We start from the raw sequence: 16,615 nt of genomic DNA on the forward strand, positions 1-16,615 counted from the left end.
TCAAGGCGGCGAAATCGCTTCTCGCCGCGCTCTCGCGGTTGCCCTTCGAAGGCCCGGCGCTCCATGACCACCATCTGCATCGACTGCCGCTATATCGGCGCTCGCCCGAGCGGGATCGGCGAGGTCGTGCAAGGGCTGGTGGACTGGGTGCCCGTGCTTGCCCCCGACCTGCGCTTCCTGCTGCTGCGCAGCGCCCGGCGCAATACGCCGCTCAGTACCGCGCCGAACGTTGCCGAAGTGATCGTGCCCCATGCCGCGAACGGGCCGGCAACGATGTGGTGGCTGCGCCATGTCGTCGACCTCAAGGGTGTCGATCTGTTCCATGCACCGGCCAACATCATGCCCGCGGGGCTTCCCGTGCCCTGTGTCGTGACCGTTCACGACGTGATGTGGCTGACCCACCCGTCATGGTGCCGCTCGGGTGTGCGGGGGCTGATCGACCGTGCGTTCTACCGGCACGGCATCCGCCGGGCGCTGCGGGACGCGGTGGCGGTGGCGACGGTCAGCGCCGCCAGCGCGGGCGCGATCGCGGCACTGGCGCCGTCAGCGGCGGCGCGCACGTCGGTCACCCTGTCGGGGGTTTCGCCGCGCTTTGCGCCGGTCGGCGGCATGGAGGGCAGGCTCGCCGCGCTGGGGCTGGCGGCGGGGCGGCGCCATGTCCTGACGGTTGGCCAATATGCGCCCTACAAGAACCACGACGGGGCGCTGCGGGCATTTGCGCAGGCGTTTGCAGGGCGTAGCGATGTCGATCTCGTGCTGGTCCAGCGCATGGGCCGGGGCGCCAGCGCGCTTCTGGCGTTGGCGGAGCAGCTGGGGGTCGGCGGGCGCGTGCAGGTGCTGGCGGGGGTGGCCTTCGAGGACCTGCTGGCGCTCTATTCCTCCGCCGCGGCGCTGCTGCACCCCTCGTTCTGCGAAGGTTTCGGCAATCCGCTGGCCGAGGCCATGGCCTGCGGCTGCCCGGTGGTGACCAGCGACGTCTCGGCGATGCCGGAAGTGACCGCGGGCGCGGCGCTGCTTGCCAGCCCGTACGATCCAGGCGCCATCGCCGCCCAGTTGCGGCGCGTCGTCGACGATGCCGGGCTGGCCGGAGCCATGCGGCAACGCGGCCTGGCGCGGGCGCGCGAACTCAGCTGGCGGCGGTTTGCCGAAGCCAACCTTGCGGTCTACCGCCGGGTGCTGGGGGCCGGCGCATGAGCGAGGCCGAGCGAAACCGCGCGCTCGCCGCGCGCCGCGCGCAGGATCGATGCGAGCAGCAGCAGGTTGAGCGCGGCCGCTTCATAAAGGAAGTACCAGAGCGGCGAGCCCGCCAGCATCGAGAGCCCCAGCCCGATGGTCCGGTAATTGGCGCCCAGCAGCGGGCTCGGCGGCAGCAGGGCCTTGCTGGCGTCCCGTACCGCCTGCCGCACGCGGACCAGCGCCTGCGCGTCGTCGGCGGCCCCGGCAATCGCCGCATCGAGCGCCTCGCTCCTCGGCCCGGTGCGCTGGGCAAGTTTCAGGTAGGCGGCGCCGAGCCAGGATGCGCGCGGTCCGCGCTGGTCCTGCGTCTGGCGCAGCCATGGCACGCCGTATGCCCACCACTGGTATTGGCGGCGCCGGGTTTCGTACCAGTTCGCCTGGACCACGCGGCTCAGTCCCGCGCCGAGGGTCGGCAGCCAGGCAATCGCGCCGAGGCTCTGTTGCAGCTGGAAGCCGAGCAGCAGGTAGAGCACGATGTGGCTGGCATAGTCGCAGATGCCATCGACCAGTTCACCGGAGGGGCTGCTGCGGCCGGTCAGGCGCGCGAGATCGCCGTCGGTGCCGTCGAACACGTGCCAGCTCATGTGCAGGCAGAGGCCGGCCAGAGCCCCGACCGGCCAGGGCAGGCCGACATAGGCAAGCCCGGCCATGACGACGAGCAGCGCGCCCGCGACCGAGACCGCGTTGGGTGTCACCGGCGTTGCCGAGAGCTGCACCGCGAGCCGCCAGGCCAGCGGGTGGTAAAGCCGGTGGTTGAGCCCGTCCTGAAGCTCGCGCGGGCGGGCCGGAGGGCGCTGGCGCGAAGCGGGCGCTCCATGCGATTGGCGAAGATCTGCGCTCATCGTTCCTGTTCGTTGGTCGCCGCCTGCGGCTGGCCATATCCGGCGTTGCCTGTTCCGGCGGAGCCTGTTCCGCCGCCTTATACGGCGCTCCTGCCCGGCGCCAAGTGTTCCCCCGAAATCCGGAGTCCCTCATCGTGCAAAGCCTTGTGATCGCCTTCCCCTCCGCGCGGGCGGCGGCCTGTCTCGTGGCCGGCATTCCTGCCGCGGTCCGCGCGGCGGTCCAGGCGCTGGCCGGGGATCGTGGGGACGGCGCCGCGTGCATCTTTGTGACGCCCGAGCCATGGGAGCCGAGCGCCCATTGCCGGGCGCAATGGGCGCGGCTTGTGCCCGGGGCAGTGTGCCGCACCGCGCAGGAGGGCGGGCAGCCGCAAGGCGGTGCCCCGGTGCTCGACGGGGTGGCGCTGGTGCTTGCCGCCGCGCGCATCGACATGCCGGCGGCACCGCGCGGCGCCGCGCAGCCGCTCGCGGCCTTGCGGGCGGCGGGTGCGGCGCTGCTCGCCGCCACGGCAAAACCCGGCGACGGTATCGTGTCGCGCCATCTCAACCGCCCGGTATCGCAGGCCATCTCCCGCCAGCTCCTGAAAATCCCCGGGATCACCCCGAACCATGCCAGTGTCGGCACGGCGCTGCTGGGGCTTGCGATGGCGGCATGCCTGCTGCTGGGCGGGGAGAGCGGGCTCATGGCCGGGGCGCTGCTGTTCCAGGCGGCCTCGATCTTCGACGGCGTCGATGGCGAGATCGCCCGCGCCACGTTCCAGACCTCGCCGCGAGGGGCGATGATCGACAGCCTGATCGATGCGGCGACAAACCTTGCCTTCATCGGCGGCGTGACGGCCAATCTGGCATTGGCGGGGCATTCCGGCGCGGCGATGGCGGGCGCGGCGGGCCTCGTCATGCTGGCGAGCGGGCTGGCCGCCATCGGCATGCGTTCGGCCCGGCAGGGCGGTGCCTTCACGTTCGATGCGGTCAAGCACCATGCCGCGCGCAAGCCCTCGCGGCTGATGCAATGGCTGACCTGGCTGACCATGCGCGACTTCTTTGCCGCCCTTGCCGCCGTGCTGATCCTGTGCGGTCTGGCGCCGCATGCCCTTGTCGGTTTTGCCGTCTGCACCGCCCTGTGGCTGGCCTATACGCTGACGGTGCTCGGCGCGACCCGGAAAGCGGCCTGATGCGGGGCGGCACCGTGCCGTGAAAATTCCGCACGTGCGGGCGCATTCGTCGCACCGGCAAAAAGCGCTGCGCACGGGTTGCAGGGCGCGGCGTGGCCCCCGATATGGGGCGCCCGCCTGCCGGCGCCGCAGCACGCTGCCGGCCGCGTGCAAAGGAGTTCACGAATGGCCTATCCGGATACCCAGCTCTTCATCAACGGTGCATGGCGCGATGCCGCCGATGGCCGGACGCTGGCGGTTCGGAACCCGGCCACCGGGCAGGAGATCGGCCGGGTCGCCCATGCCGGGCGTGCCGATCTCGACCTGGCGCTGGACGCGGCGGCGCGCGGTTTCGAGGTCTGGCGCGACTATACGCCCGCCCGGCGCAGCGTGATCCTGCGCAAGGCCGCCGCGCTGATGCGCGAGCGTGCCGACACGATTGCCGCGGTGATGACCCAGGAACAGGGCAAACCGCGGATCGAGGCGCGCAGCGAGGCGATGGCGGCGGCGGACATCATCGAATGGTTCGCCGAAGAGGGCTTCCGCGTCTACGGCCGTCTGGTTCCGCATCGCAGCGACATCACCGTGCGCCAGATGGTCATCAAGGATCCCGTCGGCCCGGTCGCGGCCTTCACGCCGTGGAACTTCCCGATCAACCAGGTGGTGCGCAAGATCGGCGCCGGGCTTGCCGCGGGCTGCTCGATGATCGTCAAGGCGCCGGAGGAAACCCCCGCCAGCCCCGCCGCGCTGATCCGCGCGTTCGAGGAGGCGGGCCTGCCCGAAGGCGTGCTCAACCTCGTCTACGGCGATCCCGCCGGGATCTCCGAGTACCTGATCGCCAGCCCGGTGATCCGCAAGATCACCTTCACCGGCTCCACGCCGGTGGGCAAGCTGCTGGCCGGTCAGGCGGGCAGGCACATGAAGCGGGTGTCGATGGAACTGGGCGGTCATGCCCCGGTGATCGTCTGCGAGGATGCCGATGTCGACCTGGCCGTGCGCACCGCCGGGCGCGCCAAGTTCCGCAATGCCGGGCAGGTCTGCATCTCGCCCACGCGTTTCCTCGTGCATAACAGCGTGAAGGACCATTTTGCCGAGGCCATGGCCGAAGTGGCGCGGGGCATCGTCGTGGGTGACGGGCTCGACGAGGGCACGCAGATGGGCCCGCTCGCCAACGAGCGCCGTCTCGCCGCCATGGCCGAGTTCCAGCAGGATGCCGTCGCGCGCGGCGCGCGGGTGCTGGCCGGCGGTGCGCGGATCGGCGAGAGCGGCAACTTCTGGCAGCCGACCGTGCTGTCCGACGTGCCGCTCGATGCGCGGCTGTTCAATGACGAGCCGTTCGGGCCGGTTGCGGGCATTCGCGGTTTCGACAGGCTGGAGGAAGCGATCGCCGAGGCCAACCGCCTGTCCTTCGGGCTGGCCGGTTATGCCTTCACCCGTTCGCTGGCCCATGCCGACCTGCTGACGCGGCGCGTGGAAGTGGGCATGCTGTGGGTCAACATGCCCGCGGCGTCCTCGGCCGAACTGCCGTTCGGCGGCATCAAGGATTCGGGCTACGGCACCGAGGGCGGGCCGGAAGCGCTCGACAACTACCTCAACACGAGGGCGGTGGCCGTCGCCAACGTCTGATCGGCCCTGTTCCCGCGCCGCCCACGCTGCCCCCGTAGGCGGCGCGGGGGCAGCGCGGGCCTTGGGGACATGCGGCCCGAGGCGGTCCTTGCCCGCTTCAGGCGGTCGCGGTCGGCCGCCTCATGTGGAATTCGTTCTCGGGGCTGATCGCGAAATAGCTGGTGGGGCCGCCGGCGCGCAGGATCGGCTCGGCGCGGGCGGTCTGGTAGACGCCGTCCTCCAGCAGCGCGCGGTCGATATGGACCCCCACCACTTCGCCGAGCACCAGCCAGGTCTGCACCGTGCTGCCGTCCCGGCCTTCGAGCTGGACCATTTGCGTGAGCATGCATTCGAACGAGACCGGGCTTTCGGCAACCCGCGGGGCCGCGATCAGCCGGCTGGGCGCGCTGGTCAGTCCGGCGAAGGCGAATTCGTCGCGCTCGGGGGGCAGGGGGGCGCAGCTGCGGTTCATCGGCTCGGCCAGTGTGCGCGTGGCGAGGTTCCATGCAAAGGCACCGGTCGCGGCGATGTTGGCGACCGTGTCCTTCCAGCCGATCGAGGCGAAACCGATGATCGGCGGATGATAGTTGAAGGCGTTGAAGAAGCTGTAGGGGGCAAGGTTGGGCACGCCGCCGGCCGAGAGTGACGAGATCCAGCCGATCGGCCGCGGGCCGATGATCGCGTTGAAGGGATCGTGGGCGAGGCCGTGGCCCTGCTCGGGCTCGTAGAAATGCCAGCGGCTGTCATCCATCGGGAGTGCTTTCCTGCGCAGAGGGGGGAGGAGTGCGGCCTGCTATGATCCCCCCGGCGGCCTTCGGCAAGTCAGCCCGGTCTTGGCGTGGCTTCGAAAAAGATCGTCTCGATCGGCAGACCGAACAGGCGGGCGATCGCGAAGGCCAGGGACAGCGAGGGGTCGTGGCGGGCGTTCTCGATGAGGTTGATGGTCTGGCGCGAGGCGCCGACCTGGCTGGCCAGCGCGGCCTGGGTCAGGCCGTGCTGGCTGCGCAATTCTCGCAGTCGGTTGTGCATCATGGCCTCTCCCGGATGAATGGACGGCGGCGGGCGCCGTGTCAGGCGTCTGCGGTCTGGGTGTCCGTGCCCTGCCGCCAGAACATCGCGAAACCGAACAGGCTCAGCAGGCAGAGGGCGAACCAGGTGGCGGCGTAAGTCAGGTGGTTGTTGGGGAAGGCGACGATGGTGAGCCCGCCGCGCGGCCAGGCGCTGGCGCCAGGGGCCAAAACAGGAGCTGCCTCGGCGTCGATGAAATAGGGGGCCATGGCGGGGAGGCCGCGCGCCCGGGCGATGGCGGCAACGTCGCGCGCGTACCAGCGGTCCTGGTCCGGCCGGTTGGCGCGCAGGAAACGGCCTTCTGGCTCGCTCATGCGCAGCAGGCCGGTGACCCGGACCGTGCCGGTGGGCAGGCTCTGCGGGCGGGCGCTGCGCGGGGCCAGGCGTTCGGGCACGAAGCCGCGATTGACGAGGATCAGGGTGCCGTCGGCCTGTTCCAGCGGGGTCATCACCCAGTAGCCGGGGCCGAACTCGGTGGCGGTCCGGACCAAAGTCTCGCGGGCATTGAGGAAGTGGCCGGTGGCCACGACGCGGCGGTACTGGTCCTTTGCCGCCGAGACGCCGCCCCACGCGGAAGGGGGCGGCGGCGGGGCCGGCTCTGCGTGGATGCGGCTTTCCACCGCCTCGATCAGGGCCAGCTTCCAGACGCGGCGCTCGAGCTGCCAGACCCCGAGCGCCGCAAAGGCAGCGGCAGCGAACAGGGAAATGGCAAGCATCACGATCCGCTTGGCGTTCGATGTTCGCTGCATGGCCTAATCCACTTGGCTCAGTGCACCGAGCCGTCCATCGGACCGCCCGGCATCGGCATCATGTTGGCGTTGAGGTGATACATGACCCAGATCGAACCGGCGATCGTCAGCACGACGATGATCGTCGTGAACAGGAACGCCAGCAGCGTCCAGCCACCTTCCGAACGGGTGTCGAGGTGGAGGAAGCAGAGCACGTGGACAACGATCTGGATGAACCCGAGCGCGAAGATGATCGGCGCGATGATGCCCCGGTCGGGCAGCACGTTGGTCATCACCAGCAGGAACGGGATCGCCGTCAGCAGGATCGAGAGGATGGAGCCGGCGCGATAGGCCGCCCGGCTGCCGTGAGAGCTGCCATGGTCACCGGCGTGACCATGGGCGACAGGGTGCGAGGAGGTGCTCAACGGATCACTCCATACAGGTAGACGAAGGTGAAGACCCCGATCCAGATGATGTCGAGGAAGTGCCAGAACATCGAAAGGCACATCACGCGGCGCTTCATCGCCTCGCTCAGGCCCTGCGAGCCAAGCTGGATCAGCAGCGTGGCGATCCAGATCAGGCCGACGGTGACGTGGGCCCCGTGGGTGCCCACCAGCGCGAAGAACGAGGACAGGAACGCGCTGCGGTCCGGACCCGCGCCTTCGGCGATCATATGCGAGAACTCGTAGAGTTCGACGCCCACGAAGGCCGCGCCGAGCAGGCCGGTGATGGCCAGCCAGAAGCGCGTCGGCCCCACCCGGCCCGCTTCCATGTGCGGGATCGCCTGGCCGAAGGTGATCGACGAGGCGAGCAGGAACGCGGTGTTGAGCGCGACCAGCGGCAGATCGAAGATCTGCCGTGGTCCGGGGCCGCCCGCGAAGGCGGTGCTCACCACGCCGAACATGGCGAAGAGCGAGGCGAAGATGAGCGCGTCGCTCATCAGGTAGATCCAGAAGCCGAGCCCGGTGGGGCTGGCGGGGTGTTCCTCTTCCGCGAGGTGCCAGACGACTGGCTCCTCGCGGGCGATCATCACATGCTGCGTCATGGTCAGGCTCCCGCGCCCAGCGGCAGCGGCCGCTTGGCTTCGGTTCGGGCGACTTCATCCTGGGGGATGTAGTAGTCGCGCTTGAAGTTGAAGGTGTGGCCGATGGCGGTGACGAGCAGGCCTGCGAAGGCGAGCGCGGCGAGCCACCAGATGTACCAGATCATCGCGAAGCCGAGCACGGTGGCAAGGCCCGCCAGGATGATCCCGGCCGCGGTGTTCTTGGGCATGTGGATCGGCTGGAAGCCCGAAGCCGGACGGCGATAGCCGCGCGTCTTCATGTCGTGCCAGGCGTCGAGGTCGTGGACCACCGGCGTCACCGCGAAGTTGTAGGCCGGCGGCGGCGAGCTGGTCGACCATTCGAGCGTGCGGCCGTTCCACGGATCGCCCGTGGTATCGGCCAGCTGCTTGCGCTTCACGAAGCCCATGACGATGCTCATCACGAAGCCCAGCACGCCGATCAGGATGACCACGGCACCGATCAGCGCCACGATGAAGTAGGGCTGGATGCTGGGATCGTCGAAGTGGTTGACGCGGCGCGTGTTGCCCATCAGGCCGACGATGTAGATCGGCGTCCAGGCCAGCCAGTAGCCGATCACCCAGCCCCAGAAGCCGACCTTGCCCCACCACGGGTCGAGCTTGAAGCCGAAAGCCTTGGGGAACCAGTAGACCATGCCGGCGAAGAGACCGAAGACGACGCCGCCGATGATGGTGTTGTGGAAGTGGGCAACCAGGAACAGCGAGTTGTGAAGCACGAAGTCCGCCGGCGGAATGGCGAGGAGCACGCCGGTCATGCCGCCGACCACGAAGGTGATCATGAAGGCGACCACCCACATCATCGGCACGTCGTAGCGGATGTCACCCTTGTACATGGTGAACAGCCAGTTGAAGACCTTAGCGCCGGTGGGGATGGCGATCACCATCGTGGCGATGCCGAAGAAGCTGTTGACCGAGGGACCGGCACCCATCGTGAAGAAGTGGTGCAGCCAGACGAGGTAGGACAGGATGGTGATGACGACGGTCGCGTAGACCATCGAGTTGTAGCCGAACAGGCGCTTGCCCGTGAAGGTGGAGGTGATTTCCGAATAGATGCCGAAGGCGGGCAGGATCAGGACGTAGACTTCCGGGTGACCCCAGATCCACACCATATTCCAGTACATCATCGGCGCGCCGCCGAGTTCGTTGGTGAAGAAGTGGGTGCCGACGTAGCGGTCGAGCATCAGCAGGAAGAAGGCGGCGGTAAGCGCGGGGAAGATGGCGATGGCCAGCACGTTGGAGCACAGCGCCGTCCAGGTGAAGACGGGCATCTTCATCATGGTCATGCCGGGGGCGCGCATCTTGACGATGGTGGCGACCATGTTGATCGCCGACAGCGTGGTACCCACGCCCGCGATCTGCAGCGACCACAAGTAGTAGTCGACGCCGGTATCGGGGCTATAGGCCAGTTCCGCCAGCGGTGCGTAGGACAGCCAGCCGGTACGCGCGAACTCGCCGACGAACAGCGAGATCATGGTCAGCACCGCGCCCGAGACCGTCAGCCAGAAGCTGAGGTTGTTGAGGAACGGGAAGGCCACGTCGCGCGCGCCGATCTGCAGCGGCATCACGAAGTTGATCAGGCCCACCACCAGCGGGATCGCCACGAAGAAGATCATGATCGTGCCGTGCGCGGTGAAGATCTGGTCGTAGTGCGACGGCGGCAGGTAGCCGGGGTTGGAGCCGAAGGCGATCGCCTGCTGCAGGCGCATCATCAGCGCGTCGGCAAAGCCGCGCAGCAGCATGATGATGCCCAGGATAATGTACATGATGCCGATCTTCTTGTGATCGACGCTGGTGAACCACTCCTTCCAGAGATAGCCCCACAGCCCGAAGCGGGTGACCGCCCCGACCACGCCAAGCCCGAGCAGGACAACGACGATGAAGGTGCCGAGCAATATCGGCTCGTGAAATGGTAGGGACTCCCAACTCAGGCGTCCGAACACGGTTTTTGCTAACGTGTCTGTCATGATGGTTCCGATAGGGCGAGGTCAGGCCCGCTCTGCGCGCACGGCGCCGGGGAGGAGGAGGGTGTCGGTTGCGGAGACTTTGGGATCACGCGCTGCGGCGGGTTCGGCCTTGGCCGCCTTGGGGGCCGCCTTGGGGGCCAGCTTGCCGTCCTTGTCGTCGCAGGTCGCGGGGCGTTCGCCCATGTGCATCTTGCCGGCCAGCATGTCGCGCCGCATGACGTCGATCATGCAGGGCTTGCCGGGCGCGGCGCAGGCATTGACGATGCGGTCGAACAGACCGGCCTGGACCGAGGAATAGCGCACGACCGGGGCCTTGGTGGTCGGCTTGGTGAGCGCGACGTAAGTCTCGGTCGAAAGCGGGGTGCCCTTGGCCTTGGCCTCGGCGATCCAGCTGTCGAACCCGGCCTTGGTGACGCCGCGCAGCTTGAAGCGCATGTCGGAATAACCGGCGCCGGTGTAGTTGCCCGAATAGCCCCAGCTGTCGCCGGTCTTGTTGAGCACGGCGTTCAGCTCCGAACGCATCGTCGGCATCGCATAGATCATGCCGGCCAGCGTCGGCGCGGAGAAGGTGTTGAACTGGTCGGTGGAGGTGATCGAGAAGCGCACCGGCACGTCGACCGGCAGCGCGAGTTCGTTGACCGTGGCGACGCCGAGGTCGGGGTAGATGAACAGCCACTTCCAGTCCATGGCGACGACCTGGACGTTGAGCGGCTTGGTACCGGCGGGAATGGGCTTGCCCGGGGCGATGCGTTCGAGCGGGCGGAAGGGATCGAGCTGGTGGGTGGAGGCCCAGGTGACGGCGCCCAGGATGGTGATGATGGCGAGCGGGCAGGCCCAGATCACCAGTTCAAGGGTTGTGGAATGATGGAACTCGGGATCGTAGTCCTTGTTGGGATTACCGCGACGGTATTTCCAGGCGAAGGCCACGGTCAGCGCGATCACCGGAACGATGATCAGCAGCATCAGTCCCAGTGACAACAGGATGAGGTTGCGCTGCTGCATGGCGATATCGCCTGTTGGGTTCATCACGACCATGTCGCAGCCACCCAGCAGCATGGGCAGCATAGCGACCGATAGGCACAAGGCCCGGCGAGGGTGTCTGGAGGTTGGAGGTTGCATGCGCAACGCGCTAGGCGCGAATCTTCTGCAATCGTTTGATCTCGATCAAGGAGTCCCGATTTTCCTAGGTGAAACCGATATTTGACGGTGGTCAATGTGGAAGCCGGGCGCGGCGTTATGCCTTCGCCTCATGCAACATCTGGCCATGCCTCAATGGCTGTCGCGCACGGCAGCAAGATCAAACATGATCGATGATGAAGACATCGTCGATCTGGTGATGGATCATGCGCGAATACGAAAGATCTGCGAGGCGCTTACTGTCATTGTCGCCGATTTTGTCGTCGGCAAGCCGTGCGAAATACGGACGTTCATCGCGCATGAACTGGAATCCGCCTTCGATCGGCGGGTCCGGCTGGCGGACGATGTGCTGCATACGCTGTTCGGCGGCAGCCCGGCGGCCTGCGAGGATTCGATCCTGGCGGTGATCCTGCGCCGGCAGATCCGCGACGCGCTCGACGCGCAGGAACTGGGCAGCCTCCTGCGCCTCGATCCCGATGCGGTGGCGCTGCGGGAACTGCACCGTCTGGTCAGCGATCTCCAGGAAAACGCGCGCCATACCCTGCACCTCGAGGCGCTCTCGCTGCTGACCCTGCTCGACGAACGGCTGACCGGCCGGGCCCGCCAGTCGCTGCGCGGGTTGCTGCACCACGGCGCGGAAAGCGGTCTGGCCTGAGAGCCCGTTTGGAAATTCGCCTTTCGGGCATTTCAAACAGCCTCTGAGGCCGGCAGGCGGGCTTCAGGCGCCGTGGGGATCGAGCAGTCCGGCGGCGGCCACCACCAGCACGACGGCAAGGCCGCAGGCCATCTCCAGCACCAGCGAGCGGGCCAGTCGCCGCGCGGCGCCGGGCATCCGTGCTTCGAGCGCGGGCACGAGTATCCAGCGATTGCGCGCGGCCAGCCCCAGCATCAGCGCGAACAGCACGATCTTCAGCGCGATCAGGCGGGGCCAGGACCCCGACGGCCAGCTGCCGCCGCTGATCAGCCAGGCATTGGTCGCCCCGGTCACCAGCAGCACGGCCACGACCAGCGTGCCGGTGCGGGCAAAGGCGGCGAGGCTGTGGGCCACGCCGGCCTCCCGCCCGTTGCCGCGCATGTCCGCCAGGAACGCAAGCATCGCCCCCAGCCAGAGTGCGGCGGCGGCCAGGTGGAGCACGTCGCCCGCGCGCAGCAGGTCGCCGCCAAGGGCTTCACCGGCTCCGGCATGACCCGCCCAGGCGGCGCTGGCGAGCGCGGCCAGTGCCGGGGGGGCCAGCAGTGAGGGGGCGGGGCGCAGGACGAGGGCGGCCACGAACAGGGCCAGCGCCGCGGCGCGAACGGTGAGCAGCGTGCCCAGCGGAGTGGCGCCGATCACGGCGGTGAATGTCTCGCGGTCGAGCTCGGCCAGCGGGATTGCCGCCATCGCCGCGACATTGGCCATTGCCCACCACAGCGATGCCGCTGCCGCGCCGGCGGCGAGCACCGCCAGGGCGAGGCGGGCGGGCGTGCCGAAGCGGGCCCCGGCCGCGGACCGGGGCCCTTCGATCAGGGCGTGGAACGGCAGGCCCGCGGCCATCAGCAACAGCGCATAACTGACGAAGCGCGCGGCGACGAGACTGCCGTTTTCCATCGGCTCAGCGAACCGTGAAGCTGTAGGAGCCTTCGATGCGGTGCTGGTCGGCGGCAACCGCGTGCCAGGTCAGCTGGTAGGTGCCGGTCGGCAGCGGACGCGGGAGGGCGACGGTCATCGTCTTGCCCTTGGCCTTGGCGGTGATGCCCTTGATCGGCATCGGCTGATGGTTGGCCATGCCGGGCATGCCGGTCATCACCAGGTCGATGCCCGAAAGCGGGGCAACGAGGTCTTCCGAGAAAGTCAGCGCGATCGAGGTCGGCTTGGCGACCGCCGAATTGGCGGCAGGCGTGGCGCTCAGCAGCTTGGGGTGGGCAAGGGCAACGGCGGGAACGGCGGCAACCGCGAGAATGGCGGCGGCAAGTGCAGGAAAACGCATGTGGGGGCTCCGATCCTTGAGGTCCGGGCGAACGAGCTTGCCCGGACTTGCAGGAACCCATACGCAGGGCGGGACGGGCATCCCTCAAGCCCGGCGCAAATTTTTCGACGCGACGATGAGGGATGACGCTGCGCCCGCGCGTATCGGCGGGTGAGAAGCGAAATACGACAGGCAGACGGGAACAGGCCGATGAACGAAGTGGACCAGATGTTCGCGCTCTTGCGCGGCGAACCGCTGCCCGGCGCGCTGGGCGGGATCGACGGCGCGGTCATGGCCGGCCTCGCCTCCGGGCGGGAACGCCGGGCGGTGCGCCGCGGACTGGTGCTTGCCTGCAGCGTGGCGGCGGTGGTCGGGCTGGGGGGCGGCCTCGCCTTGCCGGTCCCCGCTTTCGAACGGGATCACGGGCACGGCGAGCCGCTGCTGGGCATGCCGGCCGCAGCGCCGTCGCACTTGCTGGCCAGCTGACCGATGCGCAGTGGCTATCGGTACGTTCTGGTCGCGCTTGCGGCGTTTCTGGTCGCTCTAGGGGCGCTTTGGCTGGGGCAGGCGCTGCGGGGCGAGGAGCCTCAGGAAAGCCGCATCCATGTGCTGCTGCACCGCGAGCTGGACCTCGATTCCGGGCAGAAACAGAGGATCGAAGCGCTGGAGCGGGGTTTTGCCGCCCGTCGCAGCCAGCTGGAAGGCGAACTGCGCGCCGCCAATGCCGATCTCGCCCGCGCCATCGAGCATGAACATGCCTATGGCCCGGACGTGGAAAAGGCAGTCGATCGCTCGCACATGGCCATGGGCGAATTGCAGAAGGCGACCCTCCAGCACGTCTTCGCGATGCGCGCCGTATTGCGCCCGGAGCAGACCGGCCGCTTCGACAAGGCCGTCGCCGAAGCCCTGACCAAGCCGCAGGACTGACCCGGCGTGGCCGCGCCGCAAGGGGACGATAAAGCCGCCGTCGCGGCCGCGCTTGCCGGGCGCCAGGCGGGCTTCACCGCGCTGATGGATGCCCACCGCGACGCCGTGTTCCGCATGGTGCGCGGCCACCTCGGCAACGAGGCGGACGCGCTGGACGTGACGCAGGAGAGCTTCGTCGCCGCCTTCCTTGCCCTGCATCGCTACGATCCGGCCCGGCCCTTCCGCGGCTGGATCCTGCGCATCGCCCTCAACAAGTGTCACGACTGGGCGCGGCGCCGCAAGGTTCGGCGATTTTTCGCCTTTGCGCTGCCGATCGAGGAGGCCGCGGGGGTTGCGGATGAGGGCCACGATCCCGAGCAGGCACTGGCCTCGCGCAGGGAAGTGGCGCGCATCCACGCCGATATCGCCGCATTGCCCGATGCCTTGAAGGAGCCGCTGCTGCTCTGTGCGCTGGAGGGCCTGTCGCAGGAAGAGGCCGCCGCGATCCTCGGCATCAGCCGCAAGGCCGTGGAAACGCGGATCTATCGTGCGCGCAGGCATCTTGCACATTGGAACGGGGCAGGGAATAGTGATGCGGGCGGCGGCGATCCATGACGGGTACAGGGGGCGGCGTGCAACCGTTCGCAGGATTGTGCATTGAGGATTCCGGGGCGCACGAAATTTGTCGTATAATAGATAGAATTTATGGAAAATTCGATCGATTAAACCCTTAGGCCAATCCAAGCGTCTATTTTAGAGACAGCGCGGTGCGCTAACGAGGATCGCAGATGGACACCCCCCGCCATTCCCCCGTGGCCAAGCGAAGTACCGGAGCGATGGTCGCAATTTCTGCGATGACGCTCGGTGCGGCGGTGAGCTTGTGGGTTGCCGCGGGTGCCTTGAACAGCCGGGAGTCCCAGCGCCAGGTCGAGCAAGTGCGCGGTGCGATCTCCCGTGCGCGGCATAATTCCGACGAACAGGCCAAGGCGCTGGGTCAGCGGCATGAACTTGCCCGTCAGCTGGCCGCCAACGGGCCCGACGGTGCGGCTGAATGGCTCGACGAGGAACTGGGCCAGCCGGCCACGGCAACGGTGAGCACGAAGACGGTCCTGATCGCCGGGCGTGACGGTGCGGTCTACGGTTTTGCCGAAGGCGGTCGCCTGTCCACCCGCGAGATGGAGCCCCTGGCCCAGTCGGTCTCGGACATGGTCCATGCTGGCGGGGCGACCACCGATGTCCGCAACATCAACGGCGTTCCTGCCGTTGTCTCCGCCGCGCCGATCGCGCCGTCTGCCCCGATTTCCGGGGGCGAGGGCAGCGCGTTGAAGCTGGTCACGTTCACCTACTTCGATGACCCCACGATCGCCCGCTGGGCCAACGCGTTCATGCTGGAGCGGCTGGCGCTGCTGTCGCCGCGCCGACCCGTGCCGGCCGGCTGGCGGCAGGTCAGGCTGGCCGGAAACGGCGGCGAAACCATCGGCAGGATGGCCTGGCAGCCCGACCGTCCCGGCGATGTCCTGACGCGCTACATCCTGCCTGCCGAACTGGTGTTCGGGGCCATCGTCCTCGCCTTGTTCTGGGGCATGGCGCACCGGGCGCGGACTTCGACGACGCGGGTGAACTATCTCGAGCGGTTCGATCCGACCACGGGTCTCGTCAACCGCGCGACCTTCATGATGCGGCTCGACCAGATTGCCGGCAATCACCCCTGCCAGCTGCTCCGGCTCGACATCGACGATTTCAGCGCGATCAACGATGCGTTCGGCCTGCCCGGCGGGGACGAGGTCATTCGGGAATTCAGCAAGCGGCTGGTCAAGGTGTTCAGCGCCGACCGCTGCCTGATCGCCCGGCTCGATGGCGACGAATTCGCCATTCTCGTGCTTGGGGCGGGCCAGATTCATTCGCTGGGCCCAAAGGCGACGCAGGTCTTTGTCGAGAAGCGGCGGCGCGGGCATCCCACCACGACCATCACGCTGTCCGCGGGCATCGCCGCGGCCCCCGAACATGGCCATACCGCCGAAGACCTCATGCAGAATGCCGACATCGCGCTGGGTGCGGCCAAGGCGGCGGGATCGGCCCATCACGTCATCTTCGATCCGGCGCTGGGCCAGGCGTTCAAGTCGCGCAAGGATCTCGAAGCGCAGATGAAGCAGGCCATCGACGAACAGGGCTTCGAACTGTTCTACCAGCCCATCGTCGATCTGCGCACGATGCGTCCCAACGGGGTCGAGGCGCTGCTGCGCCTGAAGCAGGGCGCCTCGGCCACACCGGCGGAATTTGTGCCGGTCATCGAGAAGCTGGGGCTGATGCCGCAGCTCGGCGGCTGGATCATCGCGCAGGCCTTTGCCGACAGCCGCAAGTGGCTGGGGCTGAAGACGTCGATCAACCTGTCGCCGCTTCAGCTTGAAAATCCGGCGCTGCTCGACCAGATCGACTTCCACCGCGCCCGCTACAACGTCAGCCCGGCCTCGATCGGGTTCGAGATCACCGAAGGCATTCTCCTCGCCGATTCCGACACCGTCCGCAGCAATCTCGTAGGTCTGCGCCAGCGCGGTTATACGCTGGCGCTGGACGATTTCGGCACCGGCTACTCCTCGCTCAGCTACCTGTCGGAGTTCGACATCCAGCGCCTGAAGCTCGACAAGAGTTTTGTCAGCGGAGGCCGCACCCAGAGCGAACGCAGCGCTGCGCTGGTCCGCGGGGTCATCGACATCTGCCACCGCCTCGGGATCCAGGTCGTGGCGGAAGGCATCGAGGAAGAGGAAGAGGCCCGCATCCTGCAGGACTGGTCGTGCGACTATGCGCAGGGCTATCATTTCGGGCGCCCCGCCCCGGTTTGGGCAACCAAGCGCACGATTGCCATGCTGCGGCAGAAGGTTGCCGAAAGCGAAGTGGCCGAAGGCCCGGAGCAGCGTTTGACGATTGTCTGACGCCGGGGCTCCCCATCGCCGCAA

18 protein-coding genes are annotated in these 16,615 nt (G+C 67.9%); 8 read left to right on the forward strand and 10 right to left on the reverse strand.

Annotated elements, in window-relative coordinates; genetic code table 11:
• Window positions 1-63: 63 nt before the first annotated feature.
• Window positions 64-1,194, forward strand: a complete 1,131-nt coding sequence (locus tag DM450_RS19025) for a glycosyltransferase family 4 protein (protein ID WP_142638260.1) — start codon at window positions 64-66, stop codon at window positions 1,192-1,194.
• Here the strand turns inward: DM450_RS19025 and DM450_RS19030 are convergent.
• Window positions 1,164-2,078: a CDP-alcohol phosphatidyltransferase family protein gene (locus tag DM450_RS19030; protein WP_142638262.1), complete on the reverse strand. Its 915-nt coding sequence runs from the start codon at window positions 2,076-2,078 to the stop codon at window positions 1,164-1,166. The two genes, DM450_RS19025 and DM450_RS19030, sit on opposite strands and share 31 nt — an antisense overlap.
• A 134-nt stretch (window positions 2,079-2,212) precedes the next feature.
• On the opposite strand from DM450_RS19030, the gene DM450_RS19035 reads away from it, so the two are divergent.
• Together DM450_RS19035 and DM450_RS19040 are read left to right on the forward strand one after the other, a co-directional pair.
• Window positions 2,213-3,247, forward strand: a complete 1,035-nt coding sequence (locus DM450_RS19035; RefSeq protein ID WP_142638264.1) for a CDP-alcohol phosphatidyltransferase family protein — start codon at window positions 2,213-2,215, stop codon at window positions 3,245-3,247.
• A 165-nt stretch (window positions 3,248-3,412) separates the two neighbouring features.
• Window positions 3,413-4,852 carry an NAD-dependent succinate-semialdehyde dehydrogenase gene (locus tag DM450_RS19040; protein ID WP_142638266.1) on the forward strand — a complete coding sequence of 480 codons (1,440 nt, stop codon included), beginning with the start codon at window positions 3,413-3,415 and terminating at the stop codon, window positions 4,850-4,852.
• Between the two features lie 97 nt (window positions 4,853-4,949).
• Here the strand turns inward: DM450_RS19040 and DM450_RS19045 are convergent, their stop codons facing one another.
• The 7 genes from DM450_RS19045 to cyoA all read right to left on the reverse strand — a co-directional run bounded on the left by DM450_RS19045 (window position 4,950) and on the right by cyoA (window position 10,737).
• Window positions 4,950-5,582 (reverse strand): flavin reductase family protein, encoded by a 633-nt coding sequence (locus DM450_RS19045; RefSeq protein ID WP_142638268.1) that lies wholly within the window; start codon window positions 5,580-5,582, stop codon window positions 4,950-4,952.
• Window positions 5,583-5,653: 71 nt separating this feature from the next.
• On the reverse strand, window positions 5,654-5,863 hold the full coding sequence (locus DM450_RS19050) for a helix-turn-helix transcriptional regulator (protein WP_312846184.1): 210 nt from the start codon (window positions 5,861-5,863) through the stop codon (window positions 5,654-5,656).
• A 38-nt stretch (window positions 5,864-5,901) separates the two neighbouring features.
• Window positions 5,902-6,648, reverse strand: a complete 747-nt coding sequence (locus DM450_RS19055) for an SURF1 family protein (protein WP_142638270.1) — start codon at window positions 6,646-6,648, stop codon at window positions 5,902-5,904.
• A 17-nt stretch (window positions 6,649-6,665) separates the two neighbouring features.
• Window positions 6,666-7,052: a cytochrome o ubiquinol oxidase subunit IV gene (gene cyoD, locus DM450_RS19060; RefSeq protein ID WP_142638272.1), complete on the reverse strand. Its 387-nt coding sequence runs from the start codon at window positions 7,050-7,052 to the stop codon at window positions 6,666-6,668.
• Window positions 7,049-7,672 carry a cytochrome o ubiquinol oxidase subunit III gene (cyoC, locus tag DM450_RS19065; protein ID WP_142638274.1) on the reverse strand — a complete coding sequence of 208 codons (624 nt, stop codon included), beginning with the start codon at window positions 7,670-7,672 and terminating at the stop codon, window positions 7,049-7,051. The genes cyoD and cyoC overlap by 4 nt, the downstream gene beginning before the upstream one ends.
• A 2-nt stretch (window positions 7,673-7,674) precedes the next feature.
• Window positions 7,675-9,672 carry a cytochrome o ubiquinol oxidase subunit I gene (gene cyoB / locus DM450_RS19070; protein WP_142638276.1) on the reverse strand — a complete coding sequence of 666 codons (1,998 nt, stop codon included), beginning with the start codon at window positions 9,670-9,672 and terminating at the stop codon, window positions 7,675-7,677.
• A 21-nt stretch (window positions 9,673-9,693) separates the two neighbouring features.
• Window positions 9,694-10,737 (reverse strand): ubiquinol oxidase subunit II, encoded by a 1,044-nt coding sequence (gene cyoA / locus DM450_RS19075; RefSeq protein ID WP_142638278.1) that lies wholly within the window; start codon window positions 10,735-10,737, stop codon window positions 9,694-9,696.
• 238 nt (window positions 10,738-10,975) lie between these two features.
• On the opposite strand from cyoA, the gene DM450_RS19080 reads away from it, so the two are divergent.
• Window positions 10,976-11,464, forward strand: coding sequence for a hypothetical protein (locus tag DM450_RS19080; RefSeq protein WP_142638280.1), 489 nt, complete (start codon window positions 10,976-10,978; stop codon window positions 11,462-11,464).
• A gap of 63 nt (window positions 11,465-11,527) precedes the next feature.
• On the opposite strand, the gene copD is transcribed toward DM450_RS19080, so the two are convergent.
• Together copD and copC are read right to left on the reverse strand one after the other, a co-directional pair.
• Window positions 11,528-12,397: a copper homeostasis membrane protein CopD gene (gene copD, locus DM450_RS19085; protein ID WP_142638282.1), complete on the reverse strand. Its 870-nt coding sequence runs from the start codon at window positions 12,395-12,397 to the stop codon at window positions 11,528-11,530.
• Window positions 12,398-12,401: 4 nt separating this feature from the next.
• Window positions 12,402-12,776 (reverse strand): copper homeostasis periplasmic binding protein CopC, encoded by a 375-nt coding sequence (gene copC, locus DM450_RS19090; RefSeq protein WP_142638284.1) that lies wholly within the window; start codon window positions 12,774-12,776, stop codon window positions 12,402-12,404.
• A gap of 189 nt (window positions 12,777-12,965) precedes the next feature.
• Here copC and DM450_RS19095 point away from each other — a divergent pair, with 189 nt between their 5' ends.
• The 4 genes from DM450_RS19095 (at window position 12,966) to DM450_RS19110 (ending at window position 16,591) form a co-directional block, all read left to right on the forward strand.
• Window positions 12,966-13,241 (forward strand): hypothetical protein, encoded by a 276-nt coding sequence (locus tag DM450_RS19095; protein WP_142638286.1) that lies wholly within the window; start codon window positions 12,966-12,968, stop codon window positions 13,239-13,241.
• A 3-nt stretch (window positions 13,242-13,244) separates the two neighbouring features.
• On the forward strand, window positions 13,245-13,682 hold the full coding sequence (locus DM450_RS19100) for a Spy/CpxP family protein refolding chaperone (RefSeq protein WP_142638288.1): 438 nt from the start codon (window positions 13,245-13,247) through the stop codon (window positions 13,680-13,682).
• Window positions 13,683-13,688: 6 nt separating this feature from the next.
• On the forward strand, window positions 13,689-14,276 hold the full coding sequence (locus tag DM450_RS19105; protein ID WP_260610565.1) for an RNA polymerase sigma factor: 588 nt from the start codon (window positions 13,689-13,691) through the stop codon (window positions 14,274-14,276).
• 221 nt (window positions 14,277-14,497) lie between these two features.
• Window positions 14,498-16,591 (forward strand): bifunctional diguanylate cyclase/phosphodiesterase, encoded by a 2,094-nt coding sequence (locus DM450_RS19110; RefSeq protein ID WP_185928825.1) that lies wholly within the window; start codon window positions 14,498-14,500, stop codon window positions 16,589-16,591.
• The last annotated feature ends 24 nt before the right edge of the window (window positions 16,592-16,615 follow it).

It is taken from the genome of Sphingomonas sp. IC081 (assembly GCF_006874585.1).
GTDB lineage: Bacteria > Pseudomonadota > Alphaproteobacteria > Sphingomonadales > Sphingomonadaceae > Novosphingobium.